Source organism: Streptacidiphilus sp. BW17 (assembly GCF_041262485.1).
Lineage (GTDB): Bacteria > Actinomycetota > Actinomycetes > Streptomycetales > Streptomycetaceae > Streptacidiphilus.
This window is the reverse complement of sequence record NZ_JBGCCR010000004.1, coordinates 1-20,194: the sequence shown is the minus strand read 5'-3', so window position 1 is coordinate 20,194 and position 20,194 is coordinate 1. Positions and strand designations below refer to the sequence as shown.

17 protein-coding genes are annotated in these 20,194 nt (G+C 70.0%); 11 read left to right on the top strand and 6 right to left on the bottom strand.

Translation table 11 applies throughout. The annotated features are described in order from the left end of the window. Window positions 1-468: 468 nt before the first annotated feature. From ABH940_RS05865 to ABH940_RS05855, 3 genes are all read right to left on the bottom strand, one after another. A complete protein-coding gene (locus ABH940_RS05865) occupies window positions 469-1,728 on the bottom strand; it encodes a choice-of-anchor A family protein (protein ID WP_370067002.1) in 1,260 nt (419 codons plus the stop codon). A 565-nt stretch (window positions 1,729-2,293) separates the two neighbouring features. After that, window positions 2,294-3,547, bottom strand: a complete 1,254-nt coding sequence (locus ABH940_RS05860) for a D-arabinono-1,4-lactone oxidase (RefSeq protein ID WP_370104554.1) — start codon at window positions 3,545-3,547, stop codon at window positions 2,294-2,296. A gap of 209 nt (window positions 3,548-3,756) precedes the next feature. After that, window positions 3,757-4,776, bottom strand: coding sequence for a LacI family DNA-binding transcriptional regulator (locus ABH940_RS05855; protein WP_370067006.1), 1,020 nt, complete (start codon window positions 4,774-4,776; stop codon window positions 3,757-3,759). Window positions 4,777-4,971: 195 nt separating this feature from the next. Between ABH940_RS05855 and ABH940_RS05850 the strand changes: the two genes are divergently transcribed. The 9 genes from ABH940_RS05850 to ABH940_RS05810 all read left to right on the top strand — a co-directional run bounded on the left by ABH940_RS05850 (window position 4,972) and on the right by ABH940_RS05810 (window position 15,862). Next, window positions 4,972-6,306 carry an ABC transporter substrate-binding protein gene (locus tag ABH940_RS05850; protein WP_370104552.1) on the top strand — a complete coding sequence of 445 codons (1,335 nt, stop codon included), beginning with the start codon at window positions 4,972-4,974 and terminating at the stop codon, window positions 6,304-6,306. An 11-nt stretch (window positions 6,307-6,317) separates the two neighbouring features. Continuing rightward, window positions 6,318-7,256, top strand: a complete 939-nt coding sequence (locus tag ABH940_RS05845; protein ID WP_370067011.1) for a carbohydrate ABC transporter permease — start codon at window positions 6,318-6,320, stop codon at window positions 7,254-7,256. Then, on the top strand, window positions 7,253-8,071 hold the full coding sequence (locus tag ABH940_RS05840; RefSeq protein ID WP_370067013.1) for a carbohydrate ABC transporter permease: 819 nt from the start codon (window positions 7,253-7,255) through the stop codon (window positions 8,069-8,071). The genes ABH940_RS05845 and ABH940_RS05840 overlap by 4 nt, the downstream gene beginning before the upstream one ends. An 8-nt stretch (window positions 8,072-8,079) precedes the next feature. Then, the gene (locus tag ABH940_RS05835; RefSeq protein ID WP_370104551.1) at window positions 8,080-10,458 is read left to right on the top strand and encodes a beta-glucosidase; all 2,379 of its coding nucleotides are present in this window, start codon (window positions 8,080-8,082) and stop codon (window positions 10,456-10,458) included. Window positions 10,459-10,475: 17 nt separating this feature from the next. Then, entirely contained in the window at window positions 10,476-11,474 is a 999-nt protein-coding gene (locus ABH940_RS05830) for an acetylxylan esterase (RefSeq protein ID WP_370067017.1), read from the top strand. 489 nt (window positions 11,475-11,963) lie between these two features. Next, the gene (locus ABH940_RS05825; RefSeq protein WP_370104549.1) at window positions 11,964-13,271 is read left to right on the top strand and encodes a globin domain-containing protein; all 1,308 of its coding nucleotides are present in this window, start codon (window positions 11,964-11,966) and stop codon (window positions 13,269-13,271) included. Continuing rightward, the gene (locus ABH940_RS05820) at window positions 13,268-14,386 is read left to right on the top strand and encodes a nitric oxide synthase oxygenase (protein WP_370067021.1); all 1,119 of its coding nucleotides are present in this window, start codon (window positions 13,268-13,270) and stop codon (window positions 14,384-14,386) included. Before ABH940_RS05825 ends, ABH940_RS05820 begins: the two co-directional genes overlap by 4 nt. A 235-nt stretch (window positions 14,387-14,621) precedes the next feature. Further along, window positions 14,622-15,299 carry a hypothetical protein gene (locus tag ABH940_RS05815; RefSeq protein ID WP_370067023.1) on the top strand — a complete coding sequence of 226 codons (678 nt, stop codon included), beginning with the start codon at window positions 14,622-14,624 and terminating at the stop codon, window positions 15,297-15,299. Beyond that, complete coding sequence (locus ABH940_RS05810) at window positions 15,296-15,862, top strand: hypothetical protein (RefSeq protein ID WP_370067025.1); 567 nt, start codon at window positions 15,296-15,298, stop codon at window positions 15,860-15,862. The genes ABH940_RS05815 and ABH940_RS05810 overlap by 4 nt, the downstream gene beginning before the upstream one ends. Before the next feature lie 74 nt (window positions 15,863-15,936). Here the strand turns inward: ABH940_RS05810 and ABH940_RS05805 are convergent, their stop codons facing one another. Together ABH940_RS05805 and ABH940_RS05800 are read right to left on the bottom strand one after the other, a co-directional pair. Beyond that, the gene (locus ABH940_RS05805) at window positions 15,937-16,224 is read right to left on the bottom strand and encodes a hypothetical protein (protein WP_370067027.1); all 288 of its coding nucleotides are present in this window, start codon (window positions 16,222-16,224) and stop codon (window positions 15,937-15,939) included. A gap of 92 nt (window positions 16,225-16,316) precedes the next feature. Beyond that, a complete protein-coding gene (locus tag ABH940_RS05800) occupies window positions 16,317-16,805 on the bottom strand; it encodes an STAS domain-containing protein (protein WP_370067029.1) in 489 nt (162 codons plus the stop codon). 306 nt (window positions 16,806-17,111) lie between these two features. Between ABH940_RS05800 and ABH940_RS05795 the strand changes: the two genes are divergently transcribed. Continuing rightward, window positions 17,112-17,753, top strand: coding sequence for a DUF4230 domain-containing protein (locus tag ABH940_RS05795; RefSeq protein ID WP_370067031.1), 642 nt, complete (start codon window positions 17,112-17,114; stop codon window positions 17,751-17,753). Between the two features lie 197 nt (window positions 17,754-17,950). Here the strand turns inward: ABH940_RS05795 and ABH940_RS05790 are convergent, their stop codons facing one another. Continuing rightward, complete coding sequence (locus ABH940_RS05790) at window positions 17,951-18,382, bottom strand: MarR family winged helix-turn-helix transcriptional regulator (RefSeq protein ID WP_370067033.1); 432 nt, start codon at window positions 18,380-18,382, stop codon at window positions 17,951-17,953. Between the two features lie 72 nt (window positions 18,383-18,454). Between ABH940_RS05790 and ABH940_RS05785 the strand changes: the two genes are divergently transcribed. Further along, entirely contained in the window at window positions 18,455-18,973 is a 519-nt protein-coding gene (locus ABH940_RS05785; RefSeq protein WP_370104547.1) for a YbhB/YbcL family Raf kinase inhibitor-like protein, read from the top strand. Window positions 18,974-20,194: the final 1,221 nt, after the last annotated feature.

The following is a 20,194-nucleotide window of genomic DNA, read 5'->3' as shown; positions in this document are numbered from 1 at the left end:
GGGAGTTGACGTTCCGGGCGGCCGAGAGAGACGAGGAAGTGGTCTGTACCAATGTTAGGGCACGAAGAGCTGCAGGGAAAGCGCCTTCCAGGGTGCGGAGCGGTCTGGAGCAGCGGCTGGGCAGTCGTGGAGGTGGCCCCGGGCCGGCGTGGTGCCGCGTGGTCGACGTGATCCACGCCACGACAGGGCAGCACGGCAGCACCGCCGCGGCCCCGACCGGTAGGCCGGAGACGCCGCTGCGCTCGCGTGGGGGAGCTCGCTGCGCCGCACGCCGGACCTTCGACGTGTCAGCATCCTCGCCGCCGCGTGCGGCCGTCGACCGGCACGCGCTGACACGGTGCCATGGAGGTATTCGCCGAGGGCTGAGGGGCGGCTACTCAAGGGGTTGCCGCCCCTCAGCCCTCGGGTGACTGCGGCTTCTCCGGTCTGGTTCCCCGGTTCGCAGCCCGACGTGGCCGGTGCCACCTGTTACCGGTGAGCTCCGGTGCTGGAGCGCTTCCGGCGGGAGAGCGTGACCAGGCCTGCTCCGAGTGCGACGACGCCGGTGCCCACGCCGAGCAGTGCCACGGTGTCGTCACCGCCACCGGTGTGGGCGAGTGAGCCACCGGGCGAACTCGGCGTTGCGCTGCTGGTGGTGGCCGGTCGCGTGGGGGTCGGCGCGCCGGACGGCACCCCCGCCGGGCTGGATGCCGATGGGCTGGCCGAGGGGGAGGCGCTGGATGAGGAGGGCGTGGGCGACGGTGTGGTGGCGACGCATCCGGTGAACGGGAAGTCGTGGGTCTCCGCGCCGGAGGAGCTGGTCAGTGAGGCGGCTATGACCTGGCCGTTCTGGTTGCCGCTGCCGAGGTGGACGGCGGCCTCGGGAGCGAGCAGTGTCCCGGGCCAGGCGGTCCCGTCCCGCTTGACGACGGCCACCGCCTGGCTGAAGTTCCACAGCAGGCCGCCTCGGATGCCGGAGAGGGCCGTGTCCGGCTCCGTGTAGTCCTCTTCGTGCCAGGCGCCGGTCTGGGGGTCCTTCAGGAAGACGGAGCTCGTCGCGCCCGCGTTCATGTCGTAGCGGGCCCCGGAGACGTTGACCACGGTTCGGGAACCGGCCGGTACGTCGATCCTGATCTCCTGCGCTGCCTGCAGGGTGTCGGCAGTCAGCGAGAAGACGTTCGTCGCCGCGTCCTTGCCGGTGAAGGTGAGGACGCTCTCGCCACCGTCATGGGTCACGGCGGTGGAGCCGTTCGCGGGGAGCGCGGCCAGTTGGGCAGAGGCCGCGCGCAATGCCGCGAACGTCTGGTCGAAGTCGATCGGCGTCGCGGCCTGCCGTGCTGCTCCGGCCGCCTCCGAGAGACGGCCGCTGCCGTGCAACGAGCCGTACACGGCGTTGCCGCGCTCGACCTCGACATCGGCAGAGCCCAGTTCGAGGGTGCCGCCGATCACGAGCGCGGCCCCGGACGGCAGGGCTGCGATCTGACTGGACGTCAACTTTGCTCCGACGCTGAAGCTGTGGCTGAAGTCGGCGTCGCCGCCCACCGCGACAGCGCCTTCCGCGTCGGCGGTGCGCTGGGAGTCGCCGTGGACGAACTCGGTGTAACTCGCGGCCGCTCCAAGTGGGTTACCGCATTGGCCGGTACTGGGCGCGGCCTGTGCATCGGTTGACGTGGTGGCAAGGGCGAAGACGGCCAGGGCGAGCGATCCGCTTGCGATCAGCGCAGCGGACGACGAGACAGCATGGCGCATGTAAGCGATCCTTGGGGAAGGTCATAGGAGATCACTTATCCTTCCGGTCGGGCCGTGGCGGAGCAACGCCCATGTCGGACTTGCCCAGCTTCGCCGCGGAGTTCTTCTCTGGAAGGCTGCGTGAAACTTTCGGGAACATGAGCGTCGGCCGCACCGCCGAGGGGGCCGGCGCGCCGACGAGCTGCTCCCGGACCGGAGGAAGACGCCGCTCGCCGCAGGGACTACCGGGCCTCTCCTGCATGTCCTGGAGCAGCCGACGGATGGTGAACTCGGTTGCTCTGAGCACTATGTGACGTATCGTGGGCAACCCTGCGACCGCCGTAGCATCGGGGTCGCCACCTTGGCCTTCTGCCGGTCGATCACCTTGCCGCCGGACGAGCACGCCGAGTTGGTGGGGCGGTCCAGCTGATGGGACTGGAGACTCCCGATAGGTCTCGGACCATTCCAGAGCCCCTGCTGACGGTGCGTCGAGTGCTGCTGTGTGAGGGCATGCACGGAAGCATCAGCGAAACTTTCGGCGGAGCTCTTCCTTTCTCGGTGGTGACACCGGAGAGCGTCATGAAGCTTATGACTGGGGGAACACCGCGTCGATGAAGTCGTTGCGGAAGGCGGAGCGTGGATCCAGGCCCCGCATCAGGCGGTGGAAGTCATCGCGCCGCTCGTACAGGGCTCCGGCGGCCTCGGGGTGCAGCGCGAAGAGCTTGCCCCAGTGTGGACGGCCACCCAGTGGCAGCAGCTCCGCCTCGACCAGGGCGATCGCCTGATCCACCGCTTCCTCGGCGGGGCGCCAGGTGAAGTGGGCCGCCATGGAGTCCCGACCGTTTGCGGGACTGAGCCACAGGTCGTCCGCCGCCACGGTGCGGATCTCGGAGGTCAGCAGCAGAGGCGCGATGCGCGGACCCAGGGCGCGCATCGCCGCGACGGCGGCGGGTGCCGCTTCGCGCGGCAGCAGGATCTCCGACTGGAGTTCCTCGCCGGCGCTTGGGGTGAAGTCCGGCCGGAAGTGCGGCAGTCGTTCGTGCCACGGGCCGGGAACGCCGAGCTGCTCGGTGCAGTGCCGTGGGGAGACGCCCGGAACCGGATGCCGGGGGCCGTCGGCGAGGCGGCCGTCCAGCCATCGGTCTCCCAGGTGAGCGGGGCCCTCGTGATCGGTTCGTCGCTTGACCCACACGTTGGCGGTGTCTCCGCTCCAGTCCGTGAAGGCGCTGACGCTGTAGGCGGCGCCGAACGCATCGTCGAACCGGTCGGCGATGCGGTCCAGCGGCACGGCGTCGTAGACCCACTGGGCCACCTCGAAGGTGGGCTCGACTGCGAGGGTGAGGCCGACGACGACGCCGAGGGCGCCCAGGCTGACAACCGTTCCTGCGAAGCGGTCGCGGTCGTCGGCGCGTCCGATGTCGAGCAGTTCCCCGTCCGAGGTGATCAGCCGCAGCGCGGTCACCGCTGAGGCGAGACCGGGCAGGCCGTTTCCCGAGCCGTGGGTACCGGTGGCGCACGATCCGGCGACCGAGATGTGGGGGAGTGACGCCAGATTGGCCAGAGCCAGTCCCTGTGCCTGCAACTCCCTGGCGAGCTCGGTGTAGCGCATGGTGCCGGTGAGGGTGACGGTGGTCAGGTCGGCGGCGACCTCCAGCCCACGCGGCAATCCGTCCAGCAGCACCAGTTCGCCCGCGGTGTCCGCGATGTGGTTGAAGGAGTGGCCGCTGCCCAGCACCTTGACCCGGTCGGAGGCGGCGACGAGATGACGGGTCTCGTCGACGGTCCGGGGTCGGTGGACCCGTGTCGCCCGGAAGGCGATGTTGCCTGCCCAGTTGTGCACGTGTGCGCCTCTCGTTCAGTGCCCGCCGTCGCAGACGGCAGGCGGGTCAGGTCAGTGCCGAGCGTCCCGGTGCCCCGGATCGATCGTCGGCCTTGCCACAGGGCGTAGGAAAGTTCGGCCGCCGCCGGTCCGGCTGGGTGCGAGTGGCCCTCGCGCGCGGAGGGCTCTGCACCTCGGCGTCAGACCGGGGCGCGGAGTCGGGTGCAGCCTCAGACGCGCGTCCGAGTTGGAGGCGGCGCGGTGCTGCTGCGCTCGACCAGGCTGGTGGCCAGGTCCACGCGCAGCGTGGACGGCTTGTTGCCGCGGGCGAGATCGATCACCATGCGCGCCGCGACCTCGGCCATCTCGGTGAGCGGCTGGCGCACGGTGGTCAGCGGCGGGCCGACCCACCGGGCGATGGGCAGGTCGTCGAAGCCGACGATGCTCAGATCCTCCGGGATGCGCAGACCCAGTTCCCGTGCCGCCTCGTAGAGTCCGAGCGCCTGGAGGTCGTTGCCGGTGAAGACGGCGGTGGGCCGGTCCCGGCGGCGCAGCAGCTCCAGACCCACCCGGTAGCCGGTCTCGTGATGGAAGTCGCCCTCATGAACGAGCGCGGGGTCGAAGGCGACGCCGGCCGTCTCCAGTGCGGCCCGGTAGCCGTCGATGCGGGCGCGGCTGCACATCATCCGACGCGGTCCGGCCACCATCCCGATACGCCGGTGGCCGAGGTCGAGGAGGTGGCGGGTGGCGGCGAGGCCGCCGTTCCAGTTGGTCGTGCCGACCGCCGGCACATCCTGGCCGGGGTCCCCGGCCGGATCCATGACCACGAACGGGATGTCACGGCTGGTCAGCTGTGCCTGCTGCGCTTTGTCGAGCCCGGACAGCACCAGGACCACGCCGGTGGGGCGGCGGGCGAGGACTCCGTCCATCCACGACTGCCCGAGGCTGAGTCGGCCGGAGGACTCCGACAGGACGACGCTGAGGCCCTCCTCGCGGACGACGTTCTCCACCCCGCGGATCACCTCCATCGCCCACGCGCTCTCCAGCTCGTGGAAGACCAGTTCCAGCAGTGGACTGGAAGGAGCGCTGTTGCTGCGTCGGCGTTGGTAGCCGTGCTGGTGCAGGAGCTCCTCCACCCGCTCCCGGGTCGCTGGTGCCACGTCCGCGCGGCCGTTCAGGACCTTCGAAACAGTCGGTGTGGACACCCCTGCCTCGCGCGCGATCTCGGCGAGTGTCGCCGCTCTGGTCACGAGCCCCTCCTGTGCTGCCCTGGTGCCTGAAGTACGCAGTCGTTGCGACGGTATGGGTCGGATGCTAGCTGGTCGGAAGCCCTGTTGGCACGCCCGAACCGAGACCTTCCAGGACCTTGACGGTGGCTGGTGTTGCGCCTAAGTTTCCCGCAGCGTTCGGCAATCTCTTCGAAACAATCGACGGAGTGGCAGGCCATGGATTCTCTTCGTGTGCGCATACGCAGCGGTGCGTCCCGGAACAGATTCGCCGCGATCGCGGCTACGACCACGCTGGTGCTCGGTCTGACTGCGGCCTGCGGGTCCAGCGGCGGGTCCACGTCGGGCTCGGCCGACTCCGGGACGATCCACGTCCTGGTCTACGGCGACTCGGGCAACACGGTCGAGCAGCAGATCGTCGACACGTTCAACAAGACCTCGAAGGTCAAGGCGGTGCTGTACACCATCCCCGGCGCTGACTACCAGTCCAAGCTCAACACGATCATCAACACCCCGCAGGCCCCCGACATCTTCTTCAACTGGGGCGGCGGCAGCATCGCTCCGTACGTCAAGGACAACCTGCTGCTTCCGCTGGACAGCATGATCGCCAAGGACCCCGGGCTGAAGGACAACTTCCTCCCCTCCGTGTTCAATACCGCGGTGGTCGACGGCAAGTCCTACGGCATCCCGATGCGCGGTACGCAGCCGGTCCTGCTCTTCGACAACAAGCAGGTCCTCGCGAGCGCAGGCCTCAGCGTCCCGCAGACCTGGAACGACCTGCTGGGCGACGTCGCGGTGCTGAAGGCCAAGGGGATCATCCCGATCGCACTGGGCGGCGGGGACCAGTGGCCCACCCAGATGTGGTTCGAGTACATCTACGACCGGGTCGCCGGTCCGGGGTTGTTCGAGCAGGCGCTCGCCGGTGACAAGGCTGCCTGGTCCAGCCCGGACAGTGTGAAGGCCCTCGGGATGGTCAAGCAGCTGGTCGACGCCGGCGCCTTCGGCAGCAACTTCGACTCGGTGAAGTTCACCGACGGCGGCTCCCCGGCGCTGCTGGCCAAGGGCAGGGCCGCTTTCGAGCTGATGGGCTCGTGGGAGTACTCCACCGAGCAGTCCAGCGACCCCGACTTCGCCAAGAACGGCCTCGGTTGGAGTGCGTTCCCGGCCATCACCGGCGGCAAGGGCGACCCGGCCGACATCGTCGGCAACACCAACAACTTCTACTCGGTGCTGAAGAAGACTCAGCACCCCGACGCGGTCGCGGCGTTCCTGAAGCTCATGTACTCGGACGAGTTCGTCCAGGCCCAGCTGGCCATAGGCAACCTGCCGACCACCACCAACACGCCCACCTTCCTGTCCACTTCGGCCAGCCCGGGCTACTCCCAGTTCCAGTTCAACCTGGTCAAGGCGGCGCCCTCGTTCCAGCTCTCCTGGGACCAGGCCTACCCGCCGGCGGCGACCACGACGATCCACACGGCCGTCCAGGAGTTCTTCGACGGCAAGACCGACACCAACGGCTTCATCCAGGCGATGCAGTCCCTGGCCACCTCCTGAGTACCGGACCCATGAGCGCACTCTCCTCCGCAGTCGAGCTCGGCCGCCGTCGCCTCAAGGCGCGCAGGGTCGGCGTCGGGGTGACCCGCCCAGGCTTTGTCTGGGCGGCACCCGCGACCGTCTTCTTCCTGCTCTTCGCCATCCTCCCGCTGGTCCTGGTCGCCGTGCTGTCCTTCACCAGCTGGGACGGCATCACCTCGCCGCACTTCAACGGCCTGGCGAACTGGACCACCCTGTTCCACGACCCGGTGATGACCCAGAGCATCTGGCTCACCTTGCTGCTCACCGTCCTGGGAGTCGTCACCCAGACGCCCATCAGCATCCTGTTGGGTGTGTGGGCCGCCGGACCGCAGCGCAACCGGGCCGTGCTGTCCGCCATCTTCTTCGTCCCGCTGCTCCTGTCGGCCACCGCGGTCTCCGTGCTGTGGCGCGCCCTGCTCGACCCCAACTTCGGCATCCCCGGTCAGCTCCCGTGGCTCTTCGGCAACGGCAACCTGCTGGGCAGCCAGTCAGGTTCGATCGCGGTGCTGACCTTCGTCGGAATGTGGCAGTTCACGCCCCTGCACGCGCTGCTCTACCAGGGCGGCGCGCGCGCCGTACCGCAGGTCCTCTACCAGGCAGCCGCGATCGACGGTGCCGGCACGGTGCGGCAGTTCTTCCACATCACCCTGCCGCAGCTGCGCAACACCATGATCACCTCGGTGATCCTCATGGTCGTCGGCGGGTTGACCACCTTCGACACGGTGCTGATCCTCACCCAGGGCGGACCGGGCACCGACACCACGGTCAGCGCCTACTACATGTACGAACAGGGCTTCAAGAACTTCGACTTCGGCGCGGGTTCGGCCATCGCGCTGGTCCTGGTCGTCGTCGCCACCCTCATCTCCCTGGCCGTGGTCCGACTCTCCGGCTACGACAAGATGCGCAGCACGACGGAGGGGATCTCATGAGACGGAGGCCCAACTACCTCGCCGGACTGGGCTCCCTGATCTGGCTGTTCCTGGTCGGTCTGCCGCTCTACGTCCTGCTGCTCTCGACGCTGCGCACCACTTCCGACTACTCCACCCAAGGGCCGCTGAGCTTCCCCTCACAGCTGACCCTGAGCAACTACGCCAACGCCTTCTCGAACGGTTTCGGACAGGACTTCCTCAACACGGTGATCGTCACCGCCAGCGTCGTGGCGATCGTCCTGCTCGTGGTCCCGCCACTGGCCTACGCCATCGTGCGAGCCCGGGGGCGGACCATCGGCCTGGTGTTCCGGGTCTTCCTGCTCGGGCTCGCGGTGCCCGCCCAGGCGGTGATCGTGCCGATGTTCTACGTGATCAGCCAGGCCGGGCTGTACGACCACCTGATCGGTGTCATCCTGCCGACCGCCGCGTTCTCGCTCCCGGTGTGCACCCTGGTGCTGACCGGCGCCATGCGCGACATCACCCCCGACCTCTACGAGGCGATGGCGATCGACGGTGCCTCACCCGGGCGGGTCTTCCTCCAGCTGGTCCTGCCGCTCTCGAAGGCCGGACTCTCCTCCATCGTCGTCTTCTCCGCCCTGCAGGCCTGGAACGGCTTCCTCTTCCCCCTCATCCTCACCCAGTCGGACTCGACCAAAGTCATCACCCTCGGTCTGTACAACTTCCAGACCGAGCACGGCGTCGATGTCCCCGGTCTGCTCAGTGCCGTGGTGCTGTCCATGCTCCCCATCTTCGTCGTCTACCTGTTCGCCCGCCGTGCCCTGGTCCAGGGGCTGATGGGGGTCGGAGGAAAGTGACCGGCAACATGAATCCCGCACTCGGGGCCGAACTCACCACCCCCCAGTGGCGGGACGTCGCCCTCGACCCCGGAGCCAGGGCGGACGCCCTCATCGCGGCCATGACGCTGCGTGAGAAGACGGCCCAACTCGTCGGCGTCTGGGTGGGCGCCTCCGACGAGGGAGGCGAGGTCGCACCGCACCAGCACGAGTTGGAGGAGCCTCCCGACCTGGACGAGCTGCTGCCACACGGTCTGGGCCAGCTCACCCGGCCCTTCGGCACCGTCCCGGTGGACGCGGCCGTCGGCGCCCTCTCACTCGCCCGATCCCAGCAACGCATCACGGCTGCGAACCGCTTCGGCATCCCCGCGCTCGCCCACGAGGAATGCCTCGCCGGCTTCGCCGCCTGGGGCGCGACCGCCTACCCCGTTCCCCTGTCGTGGGGAGCGACCTTCAACCCCGAACTGGTGCGCACCATGGCCGCCGCGATCGGCACCGACATGCGCTCCGTCGGCATCCACCAGGGTCTCGCCCCGGTGCTCGACGTGGTACGCGACACCCGCTGGGGACGCGTGGAGGAGACCATCGGCGAGGACCCCTACCTCGTCGGCACCATCGCCACCGCCTATGTGCAGGGCCTGGAGTCCGCCGGGATCGTCGCGACACTCAAGCACTTCGCCGGCTACTCCGCCTCACGGGCCGGACGCAACCTCGCCCCGGTCACGATGGGCGCGCGCGAACGGGCCGACGTGATCCTGCCGCCCTTCGAGATGGCGATCCGCGACGGTGGCCCCCGCTCCGTCATGCACGCCTACACCGACACCGACGGCATCCCCTCCGCCGCCGACGAGGCGCTGCTGACCGGCCTGCTCCGCGACACCTGGGGCTTCGACGGAACCGTCGTCGCGGACTACTTCGGCATCGCCTTCCTCAAGATGCTGCACGGCGTTGCCGGAAGCTGGGGCGAGGCCGCGGGGCTCGCGCTCGCCAGCGGTGTGGACATCGAGCTCCCCACCATCAAGACCTTCGGGCAACCGCTGCTCGACGCCGTCCAGACCGGCGCCGTCCCCGAGGAACTGATCGACCGTGCCCTGCGCCGGATACTGATCCAGAAGGCACAGCTCGGAATGCTCGACCCCGACTGGGACCCGCTGCCCCCCGCCCTCCGCGGCACCGACCTGGACACCGCCCAGGAACTGCGCGGCACCGTGGACCTGGACCGCCCCGCCAACCGCCTGCTGGCCAAACAGCTGGCCGAGCAGGCCGTCGTGCTGCTTCGCAACGACGGCAGATTGCCGCTGGACCGCCCCCGCCGGATCGCGCTCGTCGGCCCCAACGCCGACACCCCGACCGCCGTGCTGGGCTGCTACTCCTTCCCCGTGCACGTCGGCGCGCAGCACCCTGAGGTCCCGACCGGCATCGAACTGCCCACGCTGCGGGAATCCCTGGCGGCCGAATTCCCCGACGCCGAGATCCTCTGTGCCGCGGGGGCGACGGTTGACGGCGACAGCACAGCGGGTTTCGCCGAGGCGATCGCTGCCGCCCGCCTCGCCGATGTCGTCGTGCTCGCTCTGGGAGACCGGGCCGGCCTCTTCGGACGCGGGACGAGCGGCGAGGGCTGTGACGCGGAGTCGCTCCAACTGCCGGGCGTCCAGGAGCAACTGCTGGACGCGCTGCTGGACGCGCTGCTGGACGCGGGGACGCCCCTGGTGCTGGTCATGCTGGCGGGCCGCCCGTACGGGCTGGGGCGCGCCCAGGAGGAGGCGGCCGCGATCGTCCAGTCGTTCTTCCCCGGGGAGGCGGGCACCGAGGCGATCGCCGGCGTGCTCTCCGGACGGGTCAACCCCTCCGGACGACTGCCCGTCAGCGTGCCGCGCCACAAGGGTGTCCAGCCCTCCACCTACCTGGCCGCCCGGCTGGCGCACGACAGCGACGTCTCCAGCACCAGCACCAGCCCCGCCTACGGGTTCGGACACGGACTCAGCTACACCCGGTTCGAGTGGTCCGCCCTGGACGCCACCGTCGCGGAGGCCGGCACCGACAGCAGCTTCCGTATCGGCTTGGAGGTCCGCAACACCGGCGAGCGCTCCGGCGCCGAAGTCGTGCAGTTCTACCTGCACGACCCCGTCGCCTCCGTGGTCCAGCCGGTGCAGCGCCTGGTCGGCTACCGACGCCTCCCGCTGGAAGCCGGAGAACGCTGCCGGGTGCTGCTGGAACTCCCCGCGGATCTCGCCTCGTTCACCGGACGCGACGGGCGACGCCTGGTCGAGCCGGGCGAGCTGGAACTGCGGATCTCCGCCAGCAGCACCGACCACCGGTTGACGGTCCCGCTCCGCCTGACCGGCCCCGTCCGGCAGGTCGACCACACCCGCCGCCTTCACCCCGTCGTCACCGTCGAACACCCCTGACGCAGCGGAAGGACCCCGTGCACACCGACCTGCCCGAGGCGGAACTGCGGCGCTACCGCAGCAGCCAGACCGCACCGGACGACTTCGACGCCTTCTGGAGGGAGACACTCGCCGAGACCCGGGCGCTCGGGGGCACGGTCGAGCTGACTCCGGTGAGCACCGGACTGAGCACGGTCGACACCTTCGACGTCACCTTCCCGGGCTTCGGCGGGGAACCGGTCAAGGCGTGGCTGCGCCTGCCCCGTACGACCACCGGCCCGCTCCCCGCCGTCGTCCAGTACGTCGGCTACGGCGGCGGCCGAGGACACGTCCTGGAGAACCTGCTCTGGGCGTCCGCCGGATACGCCCACCTGCAGATGGACACCCGCGGGCAGGGTTCGGGCTGGAGTCGGGGGGCCACCCCCGACTCCGGCCCCTGCGGGCCGCAGGTCCCGGGCGTGATGACCCGGGGCATCGGGTCGCCGCACACCTACTACTACCGGCGCCTCATCACCGACGCGGTCCGAGCTGCCGAGGCCGTCCGCGAGCTGGACTGCGTCGACCCCGGCCGGGTTGCCGTGGTCGGACAGAGCCAGGGCGGTGGCGTCGCGCTCGCCGTCGCCGCCCTGGTCCCCGACCTGGCGGCGGCAGTCGCCCACGTGCCCTTCCTGTGCGACTTCCCCCGGGCCGTTCAAGTCACTGACGCCGCACCCTTCCGCGAGATCGCGGACTACCTGTCGATCCACCGCGACCAGGAAGAGACCGTGCACCGCACGCTCTCCTACATCGACGGCGTCAACTTCGCACGCAGAGCCACGGTCCCGGCCCGCTTCTCGGCGGCCCTGATGGACGCGATCGTGCCACCCTCCACCGTCTTCGCCGCCTACCACGCCTACGCGGGCCCGAAGGACATCACCGTCTGGCGCTACAACGGGCACGAGGCGGGAGGGCCGGACGACGACCAGGGCGCCCTCGACTTCCTCGCCGAGCGGCTCGGCCCCATGGACCGCTCACGGTGCACCTGCCCGGAGTCGTGAACACCCGGTCCGACACCCTCACCACAAAGGCACGCGGTCCATAAGCTCCACGAGGCTGAGCACATCGCACAGAGGGCCTTCGTCGTCGACCGGGAGAGGCGGCCGCACATCGGCCAACCGCCTCCCGTCGGGTGGCGCATCCGGCCTGAGGTCGGCGACGTCGTCGTCGAGGGCGTCTGCCTACCAGTTGGTAAGGGTAAGAACCTTGTGAGGGTCCTGCGGAGGGGTCGAAACGGGACGTAGGCAAACCACTCCGTTCCAGGCTGCTGCCCCGGGAGTCGGGCTAGACCTCCATGTCCGGGGAGATGCTGACCAACCTCCGACATTGGTTGTTCGTCAGCCTCGATCAGGGCTAGCGTGCACGCCTGGCCAATGCCGACCGCCTTCCTTCCCAAGCCCGGAGGGCAACACGGCTGTAGCCGTCATCTGCCCCCGAAGGATCGGACGTCGCGTGATATATCCCTTGCCGGGAGACAATCGAGGCGGCCGATGAGGTTCGGACGTCGGCAGTCCGCTGCAGCTCCGGCGAGTGACGCGGGGACAGATTCCGCGCCGCTTTCCGCACCGGCTGCCGCGCCGCGTCCGAACCGGGCTGAGTCCGGGTCACCAGCCGCGCCTCCACCGGCTGCGCTCGACGCCGAGGAGATCGCGCTGCTGCGGGCGAGCGTGGCGCTGGTCGGCCCGCTCGCGCCCGACCTGACGGTGTACTTCTACGCGATCCTCTTCCAACGGCATCCCGAGGTGCGCCCACTCTTCCCCGCAAGCCTGGACGTGCAGCGGGACCGGCTGCTCCGCGGGCTGCTCCGGGTCGTCGACCTCGTCGACGACCCGGAGAACCTCGTGCACTTCTGCAGCCGACTCGGGCGCGATCACCGCAAGTTCGGGGCCCTGAACGGACACTACCCCGCCGTCGGCGCCGCCCTGCTCGACTCGCTCGCCCGATTCGCCGGGGACGCCTGGACACCGCGGCTCGCCGACGTGTGGACGCGCGCCTACGGCGTCGTGTCCGACGTGATGATCCGCGCCGCCGAGGAGGACGCGGCGCTGCGGCCCGCCGTCTGGAAGGCCGACATCGTCCACCACCGCCTGCGCGGACCGGGCATCGCCGAGATCACCCTTCGGCCACACAGCCCCTACCCGTTCCGGGCGGGCCAGTACGCGAGCGTGGAGACGCCCTGGCAGCCCCGCTCCTGGCGCTACTACTCCCTCGCGAACGCCCCGCGCGAGGACGGCACGCTGACCTTCCACGTGCGCGCGGTCGAGGGCGGTCTGGTCAGCCCCCACCTCGTGTTCCGGGCACGCCCCGGCGACCAGTTGACGCTCGGTTCGGCCCAGGGCGACATGGTCCTCGACCCCCGCCACGAGGGCGACCTGCTCTGCGTGGGTGGAGGCACCGGTCTGGCCCCCATTCAGGCACTGGTCGAGCAGACCGTCCAGGACGGCGGCCGGCGGTTCGTCGACGTCTTCGTCGGAGCCCGGACCGCCGACGAACTCTACGGACTGGACGACATGCTGCGACTGGCACAGCGGAACCACTGGCTCAAGGTACGTGGCGTGCTCTCGGACCAGCAGGTGCCCGGCTGGCGCGGCTCCCTGCCCGAAGCGCTGCAGGAGTTCGGCCCCTTCTACCGCCGCGAGGTCTACCTGTCCGGTCCGGTCGACATGGTCACCAGCTCAACCCGGGTACTGCTGCGCCAGGGAGTGCCTCAGCAGAACATCCACTACGACCCGTTCGACGTCCCGGTGCTCGAAGCCGCGCTGCTGTCCGATCGGCTGCGTCCGGAGGCCGGCCGATGACGACCCGAGAAGCAGAGACCACCAGGCTGCTGACGGCCGCCGACTCCTTCATCCGGGACTTCGCCCGCGAACACCCCGGGGCCGTCGACCCCGAGGCCCGACTGCGCGAGATAGCCGCCGCGGTGGCCACCGAAGGAACCTACACGCACACCCCCGCAGAGCTCGGCTACGGCGCCCGCGTGGCCTGGCGCAACGCCGCACGCTGCATCGGTCGGCTCTACTGGAACAACCTGACGGTCCGGGACCTGCGGCACCTCACCCACCCCGACGACATAGCCCGCGAATGCTTCGAGCATCTGCGCATCGCCACCAACGACGGCCGGATCCGACCCGTCATCAGCGTCTTCGCCCCCGACGCCCCCGGCCGCCCGGCGGCCCGGATCCTCGGCGAGCAGCTGGTGCGCTATGCGGACGACCCGCGCAGCGCGGAACGCCGCGCGCTCGCGAAGGAAGCAGGCTGGAAGGGCGGTGAGGAGCCGTTCGAGATTCTGCCGCTGCTGATCCAGGCGGCGCCCGACCGTGCCCCGGAGTTCTACGAACTCCCCGAGGACGCCGTTCTCGAAGTCCCACTGACACACCCTCACCACCCCGGCTTCGCGGCGTTGGGCCTGCGCTGGTACGCCGTGCCCGCCGTCGCGGACATGACCTTGGAGATCGGCGGCGTCCACTACCCGGCCGCGCCCTTCAACGGCTGGTACATGGGCACAGAGATAGGCTCACGCAACCTCGCCGACGCCGACCGCTACGACCGACTACCGGCCGTGGCCAGGCTGTTCGGTCTCGACACCTCGAGTGAGCGCACACTGTGGCGCGACCGCGCGCTGGTGGAACTGAACCTCGCGGTGCTGCACTCGTTCGCCCAGGCAGGTGTGACGATGGCCGACCACCATACCGAATCGACGCGGTTCCTCACACACATCGACCGGGAACGCCGCCACGGTCGCGCCGTCCCCGCGGACTGGAGCTGGATCGTGCCCCCGCTCTCCGGCGGGGCCACCGCGGTCTTCCACCGCTACTACGACCCGCCCGACCCGCTGACGCGCCCGGCCTTCCTGCACCGGCCGACACCGTGGGGCCTTCTCCAGCCGGACCACTGTCCGGTTCACGGCAGCTGAGCGCCGCCGGCGCCGCTCGGGGCACCGTCGCTCGTTCGAGTGGACCCGCCCGGCGTCGGGCCTGTGTGCGGCGTGCGAGCAGTGCCGTATACCTGGTGTTGAGCCGGGTGGCAGGGGTTCTGGAGAGTCAGGAGGAGTCGGCCTGGGCGGAGGTAGGCTTCCCTGACGCGGCGTCGCCCCTCGCTCGGCGGCAGGTCCGCGACGAACGCGCCAAGCGCGCGGGGGAGGAGCAGCCGTGACCGCCTTCCAGCGCCCGGGGCAGTCCCCGGCGGTGTGGGTGCTGCAGGCGATGCCGGGCCCGCTGACCGAGGTCCTGGGCAAGCGCGGCGGGGTGCCGCACAACGTGTTCCGGCTGGTCGACCAGCAGCTCCAGTACCGGACCGCCGCCGAGCTCCGGGACCGGATCGAGCGCCGCTGGTTCAAGCTCTTCTCCAACCTCACGCAGCCCGAGCTCAAGGCGCGGGCGGACCAGATCGCATGGGACCTGGTGGCCCCGGGCGACTGCCCGGCCCCGGAATGCGAGGACGGGTGGCTGCGGGACGACTCCGGGTCCTGCCCGCACTGTCGCAAGCCGTCCAGCGTGTTCCACATGACCGGTGAGGACCACCGCGACGCCCCCTCGGCGTCCCCGAGGTACGCGGCCCAGCTGGCCGAAGCGATGCGTGACGAGCGGCGGCGCAAGTACGGGATGCCACGCGGCGAGCGCAGCCGACACAGGGTCGAGCACTTCACCGACTACACCCCGCCCCCGTACACGCTGCGGGAACCTGAGCCAGGCCTTCCGACGGAGGAGGAGGTCGAGCTGGCCGTGCGGGCGGAGCGGGCCCGCGAGGTCCAGCGCGTGGCCGAAGAGCGCGCGAAAGCCGACAAGGCCGCCCGAGCCAAGCAGGCCCGACGCAACGGAGGATCATGATGCGCGTTCAGTGCGACCAGGTGCGGGCTGTGCAGCTCGCCGACGGCTGGCACGCCGTCGAACGCGGCACCTTCCGCTTCGACTCCGTGCAGTTCGCCTCCGACGCGCCGGCGGAGAAGGACGACGCGGTCGTCGAGTGGCCGGCGGCTTTCGTGTTCGGGACACCGGACGGCGAGGCCTTCGCCGGGCCGCTGTCATCACTGCTCGCCGTCAGCTACCAGGTGCCCGACAAGCCGCGCCCGCCCGCGCACGAGGACCTCGCCCGTCGCCTGAACGGCCAGGTGCTCACCGTGGCCGGCACCTCGACCGTCCGCTTCACCCACGCCGACCACGAGTTCGACGTCTGGCTCGACGCGGGCACCTGGCGGTACGTCGAATCAGCGCAGCGCACGACCACCACCGCGGTGGACACCTACCTCCCCGAGCCGGACGTCCCCGCCCTGGTGAGCCAGATGATGGCCGACCTGAAGAGCACGTGGGGACTTGGCCGCCCGCCGGGTTCCCGTGACGGACGCGACCACGACACCTCCCCAACCACCGGACCGGTTCGACCAGTTCCATGAGCAGACCACCACCCGGCCCACCCAGATCCTGTACTCGCTCAGCGCCGAAGCCTGAGCTCACTGGCCGCGGTCCGTCAATGGCTCTTGACCGTGGGTGCGGCGGCTGGCGGCCTCGGTGACGACGTCGGCGGCGCGCAACCAGCCATCTCTGCTTCAACGGCCATCGGCGCGGGCACGAGACCGGCCTTGGACCCCGGATCCCCCGAGCGAGGGCTGGTCCGGTCCGCGTACAGGTCCGCTTCCAGCGCCGCCCGCAACTGCATCAGGTCATCGAAGTCGGCGAGCGTGCTGAACCGGCACAGCAGTTCCTGGACCATCCGCGCATCGCCGCACCGGACAGCCTGCACCAGGTACGCGATCACCTGGGACGCATTCAGCCGTGTCGAAGGGCACGGGGACAGGTCCTCCCGAAGCCGGAACCCCTCGGGCCAGGGTCGGCCCATGCCGTTTCGATCTACCACCGAAGCCGACGCTCTCCCACCGTCAAGGTGCAGTCAACTGCCGTGTCACGAGCCGGCAGGGAGCGAAGAGAGGGGCGGCTCTCTCCCACGCCGTTCCGGGGCAGCAGGCCGGTGTCGGTGCCGGCCAGCGCAATCAGTTTGGCCATGGTGGGTCTGGGGTGATGCAGCCGTAGGGATGCTCCGAGTATCGCGGCGCGGTGGCGGGCCTGCAGGAGCGCGCTCAGGCCGCTGCAGTCGCAGAAGGTGACCCGGGCGAGATCCACCTCGATGGTCCGCACGCCGCCGGCCAGGCACTGCGTCAGCGCCCGGCGCAGGAGCGGCGCGGAGTCCAGGTCGACCTCGCCGGTCAATGTGATCTCTGCCCGGCCGTGCCAGTCGTGCCGCTCAACGGTGAGCGTAGCTGTCGGTTTCCCGGCCCCGCGCTGGGGTGGCGGGCGATGGCGGACCGCCATCGATCGGGCGGTGATGCCGTTGGTGGACATCCAGGTCTCCTCGGCCGTCTCCTGTGGGACGCCGCCGGGGTCTGGGGCAGCCGGAACCATCGCCGCCGAAGCGGCCCTCTCGGTCGGTCGGGCCAGCCGATGAGAACGGCTACCGACGCTCGCGCCAAGGTATTCCACTGCGGACTGTACGGCCTTTCGCCGCGGCCCGATACCACCCCGGCCGCGCGCGCTTTGTCGATTGATCAGGCCGCTGAGCCCCCTCGGCTCCGGGTACAAGACCCTTCGGGGCGGGCGCTCCGGCGCTGCCCCGAAGCGCCCAACTCCCGTCCTTCGCAGGAGGAGCAAGTGAGCGACACCGTCCGCCGCCGAGTGCCCTGGTACGTGAGCATCCTGATAACTGTCGCGCTGATCACGGCGCTGTTCGTGGTCGCGGGCCACTTCGACTGGTTTCCCGGACTGCCCAACCCCTTCGGTGAGCGAAGCGTTGACCGCAGTGGCCCGGCGGTGCTGCAGTCCGTGCAGGACATGAGCCGTTACGACGCGGCGGCGGGCAACTTCCAAGTGGTGGTCGATCTCGACAAGGAGGCGACCTTCCTGCCCTCCGCCCTGCTCGGGAACCGCACCCTCTACGTCGCCGCCGGCACCGTCGACTCGTACGTCGACCTCGCCAAGGCGAAGGTCACGGTCTCGCCGGACCGTCTGAGCGCGACCATCACCCTGCCGCATGCGCAGCTCGCGTCGGCGGCGCTGGACGCGAAGCGCTCCTACGTCGTCGCCCAGGAACGTGGCCTGTTCGACCGCATCGGTCAGTTCTTCTCCGGCAATCCGGGCGACCAGCAGGAACTCAACCTGCTGGCGGTCGGTCACATCCAGACCGCCGCCGCGGCAAGCGGTCTGACGACCCGTGCGCAACAGAACACCACAACGATGCTCCAGGGCCTGCTGCGCTCGCTGGGCTTCACGACGGTCTCGGTCAGCTACGACTGACGGGCAAAGACCGCGTTCGTCCGCTTCGACGTCGGCACCTCCTCGAACCTGGGCGCAGAGGGCAACTGGGACCTGGCCTGGCAGCCCGGACTTCGCCCGTACGAGGAAGAGAAACGATGGGGGACGACGAGATCCACACCCCCGCGGCAGGAGGCGGGGCTGCAGCGATCACTTCGACGGCGTCAGTGCGCGTCGCCTCAAGGGTGGCCCCTGAGTTTGTCCAGCAGGCCGGGGATGCGCCGGCACAGTGCCCGCTCCTCGTCGTCGAGGGTGGCCTGCATGGCCGCCGCGATGCCGGCGGCCCGGTGCCGACGCTCGTCGCCCAGCCGGGCGAGACCCTCCCCGGTGATCTGCACCAGGACTCGGCGGCGGTCGAGGGGGTCCGTCTCGACCTGGACGAGCCCTTGATCTGTCAGCAGCCCCACCGTGCGCGCCATGGACTGGTGGCGCACACTCTCGCGGGCGGCCAGGTCGGTGATCGACAGAGCGCCGACCCGTGCCAGATGGCCCAGGACCGCCGCCTGGCCGCCCGGCATGACGTCACCGGCGCGGGCCCAGCGGACGAACTCCCCGACCGAGACTCGCAACAGCTCGGCCTCGGCTTCTGCCTGTCCGTCTTCTTCTTCCACTTGCTCAATGTACAGCACCGCTGTACGTTTTTTATACAGCGCTGCTGTACATTTCTCGCGAAGGAGACCCCTGTGCCCTACAACCCGTACGACCTCGCCGTGCCCGCACGGGCGTTCACGCTCACCAGCAGTGACTTCCCCGCAAGAGGGGAACTGCCGAGCTCGGCCTACAACACCGAGGGCGGCGCGAACGAATCACCCGCACTGGCCTGGACGGACCTCCCTGAGGGCACCCGTAGCCTCGCGGTGGCCGCCTTCGACGCCGACGCGCCCATCCCAGGGGGCCTGTGGCACTGGGCCGTCAAGGACATCCCCGCATCCCTGCCCGGCCTGTCCCGGGGCGCGGGCCGACCCGGCGGCGCCCACCCAGGAGCGCCGCTGCCCAACGACCTCGGCCAGGCCGGCTACTCGGGAGTCAACCCGCCACCCGGCACCGGCACCCACCGCCTGTACATCTGCGCCACCGCCCTCGACGTCCCGACGCTGGACGTCCCCGAGGGTGCCAGCCTCGCCATGTTCAACATCCTGATGATTCCGCACACCCTCGGCCGCGCGATCCTCACCGGAACCAGCCAGGCGCCGGACGCCTGACAACTCCTCCGGGGAGCCCTCTGTGGCCCCCTGGATGCGGCAGGAAGGCAGTCCTCCGCCCGCCGTCGGGTCGACAGTTGCGCACCGGCCGGTCTCCCGCCGAGCACGACGGACCGCCTCGCGTCCCGGAGCCCGGCAGCTCAGGTGATGGGCGCCGGGGGCTGGTCGCACGGGGGCCACTGCGCCTGGTGCAGCGGGGCGATGGCGTGGAGCAGGTCGGCGGTGCAGGGGAGTTGCGCGTCCCGGGCGGTGCGGATCTCCCAGTCCTCGGGCGCGCGCCGGTGCGCGGTTCCGAGCAGGGTGGGGTCGGTGAGGTCGCGGAGCTTGTCGTGGCGGCGACAATTGCGTCGTTCGGGGGAAGTCGTGCGGTATCAGACCGTGTTGGACGGACTGCAGCAGGCAGTACGGGCGACTGCGGCACGGGGGAAGGTCGCCACATCCATCCCGGCCCTGGCCGGCGCGGACCCGGCATCCTTCGGCTCACCGCGCGTCGGACGGCTGCTCCTGACCCGCGAGCGAGCGGCAGGCGGCGGAGGAGGCCGGGATCTCCCGGCAGACCCTGCGCCAGGCCCATGAGCTCGTGCTGAAGCCAGGCGGTTGGCTGCGTCGGCTGCGGGTCGGCTACGGCACCGAGGGTTCGACCTGGTACCTCGCGGACGGCCCTGCAGACCTGCGGCGGGATGGTGTGTCTCGTGATCAGCCCAGTCAGTGCCCCCCGACGGGGAGTTTGGGGAGTGGACCACCCCTGGTCTCTACCGCACGCTGTCGCGCCTGGATTCCCACCGCCTGGTCCAGCGGTTCGGCTCTGGGTGGTCGCTCACGGCCCAGGCGCTGAGGGGGATCGGTAACAGCGTCCCGGAGGCTGTTACCGCCCCAGCGGTAGACCCTGAGCTCGCCGTCGTCGGGTGGGACGCCCTCGCGACCGCCTACGGCACCGCGGGTGTGGCCGCTGCCCGGCGACGCGGCGCTGAGAGGCGGACGAGCGCACGGAGCGGATTCAAGTGTGACCCAGATAACTTATGTCACGGCATATATGTCGTGTAATGTATTCGATATGAACACTGCAGAGAAGAACCCGACCCTCGTCTTCATCCCCTGCTTCTCCGGCGCCCCGTGGAGCGCCGAACAGCTCGACCCCTACGGCGAGGCGCCCAAGCGCACGCTGCGCCTGCCCGAGGGCGTCGACGACATGGAGCGCTACGCCGACTACGTCGAGAACGC

Coding starts and splice junctions, on each gene's coding strand:
- ABH940_RS05850 (WP_370104552.1), top strand. CDS start 4,972: ATGGATTCTCTTCGTGTGCGCATACGCAGCGGTGCGTCCCGGAACAGA.
- ABH940_RS05825 (WP_370104549.1), top strand. CDS start 11,964: ATGAGGTTCGGACGTCGGCAGTCCGCTGCAGCTCCGGCGAGTGACGCG.
- ABH940_RS05865 (WP_370067002.1), bottom strand. CDS start 1,728: ATGCGCCATGCTGTCTCGTCGTCCGCTGCGCTGATCGCAAGCGGATCG.
- ABH940_RS05835 (WP_370104551.1), top strand. CDS start 8,080: ATGAATCCCGCACTCGGGGCCGAACTCACCACCCCCCAGTGGCGGGAC.
- ABH940_RS05840 (WP_370067013.1), top strand. CDS start 7,253: ATGAGACGGAGGCCCAACTACCTCGCCGGACTGGGCTCCCTGATCTGG.
- ABH940_RS05845 (WP_370067011.1), top strand. CDS start 6,318: ATGAGCGCACTCTCCTCCGCAGTCGAGCTCGGCCGCCGTCGCCTCAAG.
- ABH940_RS05800 (WP_370067029.1), bottom strand. CDS start 16,805: ATGTCCACCAACGGCATCACCGCCCGATCGATGGCGGTCCGCCATCGC.
- ABH940_RS05810 (WP_370067025.1), top strand. CDS start 15,296: ATGATGCGCGTTCAGTGCGACCAGGTGCGGGCTGTGCAGCTCGCCGAC.
- ABH940_RS05820 (WP_370067021.1), top strand. CDS start 13,268: ATGACGACCCGAGAAGCAGAGACCACCAGGCTGCTGACGGCCGCCGAC.